Raw genomic sequence first — 10,696 nt, 5'->3', positions numbered from 1 at the left:
TATCAGGTTTTCCTGAATCTCAAGCTGGCGGCGGGGATGGGACCCTCCTGAAAGCGCTCCTCCCGCCAGGGGTCGCCCCGGAAGTGGTAGCCCAGCTTTTCCCAAAACCCCAGCTCCAAGTGGTCCAGAAGCTCAATGCCCCGCACCCACTTGGCGCTTTTCCAGGCGTAGAGGTGGGGCACCACCAGGCGCACCGGCCCACCCCGCTCCAAAGGCAAGGGCTTGTCGAAAAGGGTATGGGCGAGGAGGACATCCTCCCGCAGGAGGTCCTCCAGGAAGAGGTTGGTGGTGTAGCCCCCGTAGCTGTGAACCAAGGCGGCCACCGCCTGGGGCTTGGGCTTGGCCCTCAGCAAAAGGTCCCTCATCCGCACCCCCCGCCAGGCCACATCCAGGCGGCTCCAGCGGGTGACGCAGTGGAAGTCCCGCACCACCTCCACCTGGGGCAGGCGGAGGAGCTCCGGGTAGGTGAGGGTAAAGGGCTCCTCCACCAGGCCGAAGAGGGAAAACCGCCACTCCTCGGGGGAAACCCTCGGCTCCTCCCCATAGGTGAGGATGGGGAACCGCTCCGTGACCACCTGGCCCGGGGGAATCCTCTCCATACCTTTAGGCTAGACCAGCCCCCGGGGAAAGAAAGCGCCCTGGATCACCGGCTTCGGTAGCGGATAACCTCCACCTTCTCCAGGGTCACCAGCCCCTCCTTCACCATCCCCTCCAATACGGGCAGAAAGGCCCGGATCTTCTCCTCGGTGTCCACGATCTCGATCATGACGGGAAGGTCCTCGGAGAGCTGGAGCACCTTGGCGGTGTGGATGCGGGAGTGGGCACCGAAGCCCATGAAGCCCTTGAACACCGTGGCCCCGGCCAGGCCCTGGCGCTTGGCCTCGAGGACGATGGCTTCATAGAGGGGCCTCCCCCCATGCCGGTCCGACTCCCCCACGAAGATGCGCAGGAGCTTGGCCTCCCCTTCCAGCTTCATACCCCTAGGCTACCAGGGCCCCGCCCAGGCGGTAGCCCAGGAGCACCAGGAAAAGGCCCAGGAAGACGCTGAAAACGACGTATAAAAAAGCCCTCCACGCCTCGCCGTCCTGGATGAGGGCCAGGGTCTCGTAGCTAAAGGTGGAGAAGGTGGTGAACCCCCCCAACACCCCCACCGCCAGGAAGAGGCGCCCCTCCCCGGAAAGGGCCCCCTCCAGGGACAGACGGATCACCACGCCGATGAGGAAACTGCCCAAAGCGTTGATCAAGAGGGTGCTATAGGGGAAGCTGGGCCCGGTAAGGGCCTGTACCCAGGCCCCAAGCCCGTAGCGCAAGGCGGAGCCCAAGGCCCCGCCCAAGGCCACCAGGAGATACCGCTCCACCCCCAAAGTATATTGGGACCATGAAGCCCAAGACCCTCTCCCCCATCCTTACCGCCAAAGGGGTTCGCCTGGCCATCGCCGTGGGCCGCTTCAACGAACGGGTGACCAAACTCCTCCTGGAAGGGGCCCTCGAGGCCTACGCCCGCCTGGGCGGGGACCCCGCCGAGGTTCTGGTGGCCTGGGTGCCGGGTTCCTTTGAGCTACCCCTGGTGGCCAAGCGCCTGGCCCTGCGCCCCGACGTGGATGCGGTGGTGGCCTTAGGGGCCGTGGTGCGGGGGGAAACCCCCCATTTCGAGTACGTGGCCGCCCAGGCTGCTTCAGGCCTCATGCAGGCCATGCTCCAGACGGAAAAACCCATCGTCTTCGGCGTCCTCACCACCAACACCCCGGAGGAAGCCCAGGAAAGGGCCGGGGGCAAGGCGGGGAACAAGGGAGCCGAGGCGGTGTTCACCGCCATCGAGATGGTGCGCCTTCTCGAGGCTATTTCCCGGTGAAAAGGGCCCGAGCGTAGCGCAGGTGCAGGTAGAGGAAGCAACCCAGGCAGAAGCCGAAGGCCAGGTTGACGAAGGCCAGTAGGGCCACCACCAGGGCCAAGGCGTACCCCACCCCCTTGAGCCCAAGAAGAAGGAAGAGGGAGGAAAGCCCCAAAAACACCGCCCCCAAGGTACGGGCGAAGCGGTAGGGCCTGGGGTCCTCCTCCACCAGCCTGGACGGGATGCCCAGGGCCCGCTTCAAGGCCACCATCAGATCCCAGGGGGTGTGCTGGCTTACCATGAGGAGGAAAAGGAGATAGACCAGAAGGGGCAGGTCCAAAAGCGCCGCCAGGGGTAGAAGAAGGGTGAGGAGAACCTGGTTGAAGCGGAGCTGGTTCCGGTCCGTCTTCATGGGGCTATAGTATACACCTGAGCCTGTGAAGAATAGGGGTAAGGGCACGCTTTGCGGAACCCCAGGGCACAATAGAGGCATGGTTCCCCTCCTCACCACACCCCTGCCCGTGCCCCATGGCTTCACCACCCGCCTGGGCGGGGTTTCCCAAGGACCCTTTCAAAGCCTGAACCTTTCCTCGGCCACCGGGGACGACCCCGAACGGGTGGCCGAGAACCAAAGGCGGGTCCTCTCCCGATTCGGCCATCCTCCCGTGGCCGGGCTCAAACAGGTGCACGGCACGGAGATCCACCGGGTGGAAGGCCCAGGAGTTTGGGAGGGGGATGGCCTCCTCACCCGCACCCCTGGCCTCCTCCTCAGGGTGGGGGTGGCGGACTGCTACCCCCTTCTGCTCTACCACCCCGAAGGGGCGGTGGCGGCCCTCCATGCAGGCTGGCGGGGAGTGGTGGGAGGGATCCTCCCCCGGGCCTTGGAGCAGCTGGAAAGCCTGGGCCTGGATCCCAAGGAGGTCCACCTGGCCATCGGCCCCGGCATCGGAGGCCGGTGCTACCAGGTGGGAGAAGAAGTGGCGGAGCGGTTTGCCCAAGCGGACCTCCATACCTTTACCCCGGACCCCAAAGCCCCGGGCAAGTACCTTCTGGATCTGGAAAGGGCCCTCCTCCTTCAGGCGGAAAGGGCTGGGCTTTCCCGGGAAAGGATCTACCGGGTAGGCCTTTGCACCCACTGCGAACCCACCCTCTTCTCCCACCGCCGCGACCAGGGGAAGACGGGACGGATGTGGGGACTCGTCATGCTCCCCCGTTAAGGGCCTGTTCACCCCGCCGTGCCACAATAAGGCTATGCTCTTCCCCCGGGCGGTCCTGCCCTCCCTCCTCCACCTAACCCCGAGGTGGCTCGAGGAACGGGGCCTAAAGGGGGTGATCCTGGACCTGGACAACACCCTTTTGCCCTACGGGGAGGAGGAACCCTTGCCCGAGCACCAAGCCTGGCTGGAGGCCTTAAAGGCCGAGGTTCCCGTCTACCTCCTCTCCAACGCCCTCCCCGACCGCTTCGCCCGGATCCAGGGAAGGCTTGGCCTTCCCGGCCACGCCCCAGCCCTCAAACCCTGGCTCGGGTTTCAAAGGGCCCTGAAGGCCCTGGGGCTTCCTCCCCAGGAGGTGGCGGTGGTGGGGGACCAGATCTTCACCGATGTCCTTGGGGGCAACCTGGTGGGAGCCTATACCGTTTTGGTACCCCCCTTGCGGGAAAGGGAATTCTTTTACACCCGTTTCATACGGATGCTGGAGACTCCATTCAGAAGGCCACGGGGAGGATTGGGATGAGCGTGCTCACCATCGGGGACAAACGGCTAGGTGCCATCCTATTGGATGCCGGCCTCCTCACCGACGAGGAGCTGCAGATGGCCCTGGAGAAGCACCGGGAGGTGGGGGGTTCCTTGGCCGAGGTCATCGTGGACTCGGGGCTGCTTTCGGAACGGCGGATCGCTCAGGCCATCGAGGACCACTTCGGCATCCCCCTGGTGGAGCTTCACACCCTGGAGATCCCTCCCAAGGTGAAGGCCCTCCTGCCGGCGGAGAAGGCCAAGGAACTCCAGGCCATCCCCTTCGCCCTGGACGAGGAGGCAGGGGTGGTGCGGGTGGCCTTCGTGAACCCCCTGGACACCTTGGCCCTCGAGGAGGTGGAGGACCTCACCGGGATGGTGGTGGAACCCTACCAGGCCACCAAAAGCGCCTTCCTCTACGCCCTGGCCAAGAACTACCCCGAGCTCAACCTGCCCCTACCCCCTCCCCCCAGCGGCCCCAGCCGGGAGGAGCTCAAGGTGGGCGAGCTTCTGGTGGAAAAGGGCCTCCTGGACCGGAACACCCTGGAGGAAGCCCTGGTGGAGCAGGAAAAGACCGGGGATCTCCTGGGCCGCATCCTGGTGCGCAAGGGGCTACCCGAGGAAGTCCTCTACCGGGTTTTGGCCGAGCAGAAGGGAATGGAGTTTCTCCCCTCCACCCGGGGCCTATCCCCCGACCCCGCCGCCACCAACCTTCTCCTGCGCTCGGATGCCCTGCGCTATAGCGCCGTGCCCGTGGGGTTCAACAACGGGGAGGTGGAGGTGGTCCTCGCCGATCCCCGGCACAAGGAGGCGGTGGCGGAGCTCCTTGGGCGCCCCGCCCGCTTCCTCCTCACCCTTCCCAAGGAGTGGGAAGCCCTTTTCCACCAGGCCTATCCGGAAAAAAGCCGCCTGGGGGAGGTCCTGGTCCAGGAGGGGCGCCTAAGCCGGGAGGAGTTAAGGGAAGCCCTCGAGGTGCAAAGGCGCCTGCCCAAGGCCAAGCCCCTGGGGGAGATCCTGGTGGAGCTGGGCCTGGCCCGGCCCGAGGACGTGGAGGAAGCCCTGAAGAAGCAACGCCAGGGTGGGGGCCGCCTCGAGGACACCTTGGTGGCCTCGGGCAAACTCAAACCCGAGGCCCTGGCCCAGGCGGTGGCCGCCCAGCTGGGCTACGCTTACATCAACCCCGAGGAGAACCCCCCGGACCCCGGGGCCGCCCTCCTCCTCCCCGAGGACCTGGCCCGGCGGTACGGGGTCTTCCCCCACCACCTGGAGGGCAAGACCCTGGTCCTCCTCATGAAGGATCCCAGGAACATCCTGGCCCTGGACGACGTGCGCCTGGCCCTGAAGCGCAAGGGCCTGGCCTACGAGGTTCAGCCCGCCGTGGCCACGGAGGCCGCCATCACCAAGCTCATCGAACGCTTCTACGGCAAGGAGGAACTGGGCGAGATCGCCAAGGAGCTTTCCAAGGGCTACCAGGAGGAGGAGGCCGTCGCCCCCGAGCTGGACGAAAGCGCCGCCCAGAAATTCGTCAAGCAGGTGATCCGGGAGGCCTACCTGCAGGATGCCTCCGACATCCACATAGAACCCCGGCAGTCCGATGTGCTGGTGCGACTGCGTATCGATGGCACCCTGCGCCAGTACACCACCCTGCCCAAGGGGGCCCTAAACTCCATCATCAGCGTGGTCAAGATCATGGGCGGCCTCAACATCGCCGAAAGGCGCCTGCCCCAGGACGGGCGGGTGCGCTACCGGGAAGGGGCCATCGACGTGGACCTCCGCCTCTCCACCCTGCCCACGGTCTACGGGGAAAAGGCGGTGATGCGCCTTTTGAAAAAGGCCGCCGACATCCCCGAGATCGAGGGCCTGGGCTTCGCCCCCGGGGTTTTTGAGCGCTTCCAGGAGGTGATCTCCAAGCCCTACGGCATCTTCCTCATCACCGGGCCCACCGGAAGCGGCAAAAGCTTCACCACCTTCTCCATCCTCAAGCGCATCGCCACCCCCGACAAGAACACCCAGACCATTGAGGATCCCGTGGAGTACGAGATCCCCGGCATCAACCAGACCCAGGTGAACCCCCAGGCGGGGCTCACCTTCGCCCGGGCCCTCAGGGCCTTCCTCAGGCAGGACCCGGACATCATCATGGTGGGAGAGATCCGGGACTCGGAAACCGCCAAGATCGCCACCGAGGCCGCCCTCACCGGCCACCTGGTCATCGCCACCCTGCACACCAACGACGCCGCCCAGGCCATCACCCGCCTGGATGAGATGGGGGTGGAACTCTTCAACATTTCCGCCGCCCTTATCGGGGTTCTCTCCCAGCGGCTGGTGCGGAGGATCTGCGACCACTGCAAGGTGGAGGTGAAGCCCGACCCCGAGGTCCTGCGGCGCCTGGGCCTTTCCCAGGAAGAGATCCAAGGGGCCAAGCTCTACAAGGGGATGGGATGCGAGCGCTGCGGGGGAACAGGCTATAAGGGACGCTACGCCATCCACGAACTCCTGGTGGTGGACGACGAGATCCGCCACGCCATCGTGGCCGGCAAGTCGGCCACGGAGATCAAGGAGATCGCCAGGAAAAAGGGTATGAAAACCTTGCGAGAAGACGGCATCTACAAGGCCTTCCAGGGAATCACCACCCTCGAGGAGGTCCTGGCGCGTACCATTGAGTAAAGGAGTGAACTATGGCCAAAACACCGGATATCGTGGATCTTCTGACCCTGGCGGCGGAGCGGGGGGCCAGCGATTTGGTGATCACCGTGGGCCTTCCCCCCATGATCAAGGTGGACGGGGAGTTCCACCCCACGGAGTACGAGACCCTCTCCCCCCAGGACACCCGCCGGCTCATGTACGCCCTCATGGACGAGAAGCAGCAGCGGATCTTTGAGGAGGAAAAGGAGCTGGACTTCTCCTTCAGCCTCCCGGGAAAAGGGCGCTACCGGGTGAACGTCTTCCTGCAACGGGGAAGCGTGGGAGGGGTCTTAAGGGTGGTGCCCGCCACCATCAAGAGCTTTGAGGAGCTGGGCCTGCCCAAGAACATCGCCGAGATCGCCCTTGCCCCCAGGGGCCTGGTCCTGGTCACGGGACCCACCGGGTCGGGGAAGAGCACCACCCTGGCCTCCATGATCGACTACATCAACGAACGCAAGCCCGTCCACATCGTGACCATTGAGGACCCCATAGAGTTCTTCCACAAGCACAAAAAGGCCATCGTCAACCAGCGGGAGATCGGCTCCGATACGCACGGCTTCCACAAGGCGCTTAGAAGCGTTCTCCGCCAGGCCCCGGATGTGATCCTGGTGGGGGAGATGCGGGACTACGAAACCATCGCCGCCGCCATCACCGCCGCGGAAACCGGGCACTTGGTCATGGGTACCCTGCACACCAACTCCGCCCCCGAGACCATCGACCGCATCATCGACGTCTTCCCGGAAAACCAGCAGGAGCAGGTGCGGGTGCAGCTTTCCAACAACCTGGTGGCAGTGCTCACCCAGCAGCTTCTGCCCAAGGCCTTCGGGGGCGGAAGGGTCTTGGCCTACGAGCTCATGATCGCCACCCCTGCGGTAAGGGCCTTGATCCGGGAGGGCAAGAGCCACCAGCTCCGGAGCGTCATCCAGACCGGGGGCCAGTACGGGATGATCACCATGGATGCCTGCCTGGCGGATCTCTACCGGCGTAAGCTGATCACCTACGAGATGGGCTTGAGCCGGGCGGTGGACCCCAAGGAGTTCATGCGCCTGGCCGGGGTGCAGGAGGGGAGCAAGCGCCCTTAAGTAGCCAGGGGGCTTGGTAAACTTTAGGCCATGTACGAGGCGGCCATCGGCCTCGAGGTCCACCTGCACTTAAGGACCCGGACCAAGGCCTTCTGCGGGTGCCAGGCCGATTATTTCGGCGCCCCGCCCAACACCCACACCTGCCCCGTGTGCCTGGGGTTACCCGGGGCCCTGCCCGTACCCAACAAGAAGGCGGTGGAGTTCGGGCTCAGGCTGGCCCTGGCCCTGGGAAGCCGGATTCCGGAGAGGCTGGTCTTCCATCGCAAGAACTACTTCTACCCCGACCTGCCCAAGAACTACCAGATCAGCCAGTATGACCTCCCCCTGGGCCAGGGAGGTAGCCTCCCCTTAGGGGAAAGGACCGTGCGCATCAAGCGCCTCCACCTGGAGGAGGATGCCGGGAAAAGCCTCCACCTGGAGGACCGCACCCTTCTGGACCTGAACCGGGCAGGAAGCCCCTTGATCGAGCTCGTCACCGAACCCGACCTCAAAAGCCCCGAGGAAGCCCGGCTTTTCCTGCAACGCATCCAGGCCCTGGTCCAGACCCTAGGCATCTCCGAGGCCAGCCCCGAGGAAGGGAAAATGAGGGCCGACGTGAACGTTTCCGTGCGCCGCGCGGGGGAGCCTTTGGGCACCAAGGTAGAGATCAAAAACCTGAACTCCTTTAAGAGCGTGCAACGGGCCCTGGAGTACGAGATCCGCCGCCAAACCGAGATCCTGAGGCGGGGGGAGAGGGTCAGACAGGCCACCATGGGCTTTGAGGAGGGAAGCGGCAAGACCTACCCCATGCGCACCAAGGAGGAGGAGGCGGACTACCGCTACTTCCCCGAGCCCGACATCCCCCCGGTGCCCATTTCCCGGGAGTGGCTCGAGGCCATCCGGCAAGACCTCCCCGAACTCCCCTGGGAAAAGGAAGGGCGCTACCAGGCCTTGGGGATCAAGGCCCAAGACGCCGAGGTCCTGGCCTACACCCCTTCCCTGGCCCGCTTCCTGGACCAAGCCCTAAGCCTGGGCCAAGCCTCCCCCCAGGCCCTGGCCAACTGGCTTCTGGCGGACGTGGCCGGGCTCTTGAACGAGCGGGGGCTTACTTTGGAGCAGACCCGCCTTACCCCGGAAGGCCTCGCCCGCCTGGTGGCCCTCTTTGAGCGGGGGGAGATCACCAGCCGGGTGGCCAAGGAGCTTCTGCCCGAGGTGCTGGAGGGCAAGGATCCCGAGGCCCTGGTGCGGGAGCGGGGCCTAAGGGTGGTGGCGGACGAGGGAGCCTTGAGGGCCGTGGTGACCGAGGTGATCGCCGCCATGCCCGAGGCGGCAGAAAGCGTGCGCCAGGGGAAGCTCAAAGCCCTGGACGCCCTGTTGGGCCAGGTGATGCGGAGGACCAAGGGCCAGGCCAAGCCCGATCTGGTGCGAAGGCTTCTCCTCGAGGCCCTTGGGGTAGGATGAGGCCGATGCGTTACGAGGAAGCCGGGGTGCACATCGAGGCCAAGGCGGAAGCCCTGAAAAGGGCCAAGGAGGCCATCGTTGCCACCTATACCCCCAGGGTGTTACGGGGGCTTGGAGCCTTCGGAGGACTTTTCGACGCCGGGGGGCTAAAGGAAATGAAGGAGCCTGTCCTGGTGGCCACCACGGACGGGGTGGGCACCAAGACCCTCTTGGCCCTCCAGGCGGGCAATGTGTCCAGGCTGGGCTTTGACCTGGTGAATCACTCCGTGAACGACCTCCTGGCCCAGGGGGCCCTGCCCCTCTTCTTCATGGACTACCTGGCGGCAAGCCGCCTGGAGGAGGAGGTGCTCTCCGCGCTCCTCACCTCCCTGGCCGAGGCCTGCAAGGCCCTGGGCATTCCCCTTCTGGGCGGGGAGACCGCCGAGATGCCCGGGGTCTACCGGGAAGGGGCCTGGGATGTGGTGGGCACCCTGGTGGGCGTGGTGGAGAAGGAGGAGATCCTGGGCCCGGAAAGGGTCCAGGAAGGGGATCTCCTCCTGGCCCTTCCCTCCTCCGGCCCCCACACCAACGGCTACTCCCTGATCCGGAAGGTGGTGGAGGGGCTGGACCTCGAGGCGCCCGTGCCCGAGCTGGGGGAAAGCCTAAAAGAAGCCCTCCTCCGCCCCCACCGGGCTTACCTCAAGGAGTTCCTAACGCTTAAGGAAGCTGGGGTGAGGATCCACGCCATCGCCCACATCACCGGGGGCGGCCTCCCGGAAAACCTGCCCCGGGCTCTTCCCGAGGGCCTGGGAGCGGAGATCCAAAAGGGAAGCTGGCCCATTCCCCCCATCTTCCCCTACCTGCAACGCCTGGGAAACATACCGGAGGAGGAGATGTACCGGGTCTTCAACATGGGCCTTGGGCTTATCCTGGTCCTGCCGGAAAAGGAGGCCCGGAGGGCCCAGGACCTGGTGGAAAGCTTCCCGGTGGGACGGGTAGTGGCAGGCTCCGGGGTTCGGCTGGTATGAAAGAGCTCTGGCTCATCCGCCACGGGGAAACCGAGTGGAACGTCAAGAAGCGCTTCCAGGGCCACCTGGATGTACCCCTCTCCCCTGCGGGGATCGGCCAGGCCTTCCGCCTGGCCCAGCGCCTTTCCCGAAGCCAGCTTCCCTTTCACGGGCTTTACGCCTCCGACCTCCGCCGGGCTCGGGAAACCGCCGAGCCCCTGGCGGCGGTGCTGGGCCTTCCCTTGGAAACCACCCCCCTTTTGCGGGAAATCGACGTGGGTGCCCTGGCCGGCCTGAGCCGGGAGGAAGCGGAAGCCCGGTACCCCGAGTTCATCCGGGCTGCCCAAAGGGATCCCTGGCATACCCCCCGCCCTGGTGGGGAAAGCATGGCGGACTTAGCCCGGCGCCTGGAGGTTTTCCTTGAAACGCTCCCAGCCGGCCGGCACCTCCTGGTGACCCATGGGGGCGTAATCCGCGCCGCCTTGAAGATGGCCCTGGACCTCGAGGGCGACGCCTGGCGGCGCTTCCACATCCCCAACACCTCCATCACCCGGATCCTTCTGCCCGAGCGGGAGGTCCTCGCCGTTTCCGATAGCGCCCATTTGGAAACCTGGGCCGACTGGCTCTCCGACGAAAGCGTCAAATGAAAAACCCCCAGGCCTAGGCCTGGGGGTTGGTGTGGAGCGGGAGACGGGACTTGAACCCGCGACCCCGACCTTGGCAAGGTCGTGCTCTACCAACTGAGCTACTCCCGCATGGAAAAAATCCCCCGCACCGACCTACTCTCCCAGGACCCTGCGGTCCCAGTACCATCGGCGCTGGCGCGTTTCACTTCCGTGTTCGGAATGGGAACGGGTGGTTCCACGCCGCTATGGGCACGGGGGATTCTCGTGTTTTGCTTTTCAAAAGCCCACGCCGCCTTCGAGCGGCAGGGGATCCAGG

The 10,696-nt window shown here is 65.2% G+C and carries 12 protein-coding genes, 1 tRNA gene and 1 rRNA gene; 8 read left to right on the top strand and 6 right to left on the bottom strand.

The genetic code is table 11. The features are described from left to right. Positions 1–2: 2 nt before the first annotated feature. Genes TNMX_RS02965 through crcB form a run of 3 tightly spaced genes read right to left on the bottom strand, consistent with a single transcriptional unit; the run spans position 3 to position 1,358 of the window. Positions 3–599 (bottom strand): sulfite oxidase-like oxidoreductase, encoded by a 597-nt coding sequence (locus TNMX_RS02965; protein ID WP_038029341.1) that lies wholly within the window; start codon positions 597–599, stop codon positions 3–5. 44 nt (positions 600–643) lie between these two features. Further along, the gene (locus TNMX_RS02960) at positions 644–976 is read right to left on the bottom strand and encodes a DUF190 domain-containing protein (protein WP_015716095.1); all 333 of its coding nucleotides are present in this window, start codon (positions 974–976) and stop codon (positions 644–646) included. 4 nt (positions 977–980) lie between these two features. Next, entirely contained in the window at positions 981–1,358 is a 378-nt protein-coding gene (crcB, locus tag TNMX_RS02955) for a fluoride efflux transporter CrcB (RefSeq protein WP_038029344.1), read from the bottom strand. 20 nt (positions 1,359–1,378) lie between these two features. Between crcB and ribH the strand changes: the two genes are divergently transcribed. Continuing rightward, positions 1,379–1,852 carry a 6,7-dimethyl-8-ribityllumazine synthase gene (ribH, locus tag TNMX_RS02950; protein WP_015716093.1) on the top strand — a complete coding sequence of 158 codons (474 nt, stop codon included), beginning with the start codon at positions 1,379–1,381 and terminating at the stop codon, positions 1,850–1,852. On the opposite strand, the gene TNMX_RS02945 is transcribed toward ribH, so the two are convergent. After that, entirely contained in the window at positions 1,839–2,243 is a 405-nt protein-coding gene (locus tag TNMX_RS02945) for a DUF4395 family protein (protein ID WP_038029339.1), read from the bottom strand. The genes ribH and TNMX_RS02945 overlap by 14 nt on opposite strands. Positions 2,244–2,322: 79 nt before the next feature. On the opposite strand from TNMX_RS02945, the gene pgeF reads away from it, so the two are divergent. Genes pgeF through TNMX_RS02910 form a run of 7 tightly spaced genes read left to right on the top strand, consistent with a single transcriptional unit; the run spans position 2,323 to position 10,401 of the window. Next, positions 2,323–3,048, top strand: coding sequence for a peptidoglycan editing factor PgeF (gene pgeF, locus TNMX_RS02940; RefSeq protein WP_038029336.1), 726 nt, complete (start codon positions 2,323–2,325; stop codon positions 3,046–3,048). A gap of 34 nt (positions 3,049–3,082) precedes the next feature. Then, positions 3,083–3,565 carry a YqeG family HAD IIIA-type phosphatase gene (locus TNMX_RS02935; RefSeq protein WP_015716090.1) on the top strand — a complete coding sequence of 161 codons (483 nt, stop codon included), beginning with the start codon at positions 3,083–3,085 and terminating at the stop codon, positions 3,563–3,565. Continuing rightward, positions 3,562–6,228: a type IV pilus assembly ATPase PilB gene (gene pilB / locus TNMX_RS02930; protein WP_038029334.1), complete on the top strand. Its 2,667-nt coding sequence runs from the start codon at positions 3,562–3,564 to the stop codon at positions 6,226–6,228. Before TNMX_RS02935 ends, pilB begins: the two co-directional genes overlap by 4 nt. Before the next feature lie 11 nt (positions 6,229–6,239). Further along, on the top strand, positions 6,240–7,328 hold the full coding sequence (locus TNMX_RS02925) for a type IV pilus twitching motility protein PilT (RefSeq protein ID WP_038029333.1): 1,089 nt from the start codon (positions 6,240–6,242) through the stop codon (positions 7,326–7,328). 30 nt (positions 7,329–7,358) lie between these two features. Then, a complete protein-coding gene (gatB, locus tag TNMX_RS02920; RefSeq protein WP_038029331.1) occupies positions 7,359–8,768 on the top strand; it encodes an Asp-tRNA(Asn)/Glu-tRNA(Gln) amidotransferase subunit GatB in 1,410 nt (469 codons plus the stop codon). A gap of 5 nt (positions 8,769–8,773) precedes the next feature. After that, complete coding sequence (gene purM, locus TNMX_RS02915; protein WP_038029328.1) at positions 8,774–9,775, top strand: phosphoribosylformylglycinamidine cyclo-ligase; 1,002 nt, start codon at positions 8,774–8,776, stop codon at positions 9,773–9,775. Continuing rightward, positions 9,772–10,401, top strand: a complete 630-nt coding sequence (locus TNMX_RS02910; RefSeq protein ID WP_038029326.1) for a histidine phosphatase family protein — start codon at positions 9,772–9,774, stop codon at positions 10,399–10,401. Before purM ends, TNMX_RS02910 begins: the two co-directional genes overlap by 4 nt. A gap of 32 nt (positions 10,402–10,433) precedes the next feature. On the opposite strand, the gene TNMX_RS02905 is transcribed toward TNMX_RS02910, so the two are convergent. Together TNMX_RS02905 and rrf are read right to left on the bottom strand one after the other, a co-directional pair. Beyond that, positions 10,434–10,509: transfer RNA gene (locus tag TNMX_RS02905), tRNA-Gly, on the bottom strand. Positions 10,510–10,520: 11 nt separating this feature from the next. Further along, positions 10,521–10,637: ribosomal RNA gene (gene rrf, locus TNMX_RS02900) — 5S ribosomal RNA — on the bottom strand. Positions 10,638–10,696: the final 59 nt, after the last annotated feature.

This window comes from Thermus sp. NMX2.A1 (assembly GCF_000511705.1).
Lineage (GTDB): Bacteria > Deinococcota > Deinococci > Deinococcales > Thermaceae > Thermus > Thermus scotoductus.
Note: the sequence above shows the minus strand (reverse complement) of the source record. Positions and strands in the feature narration are given on the sequence as shown.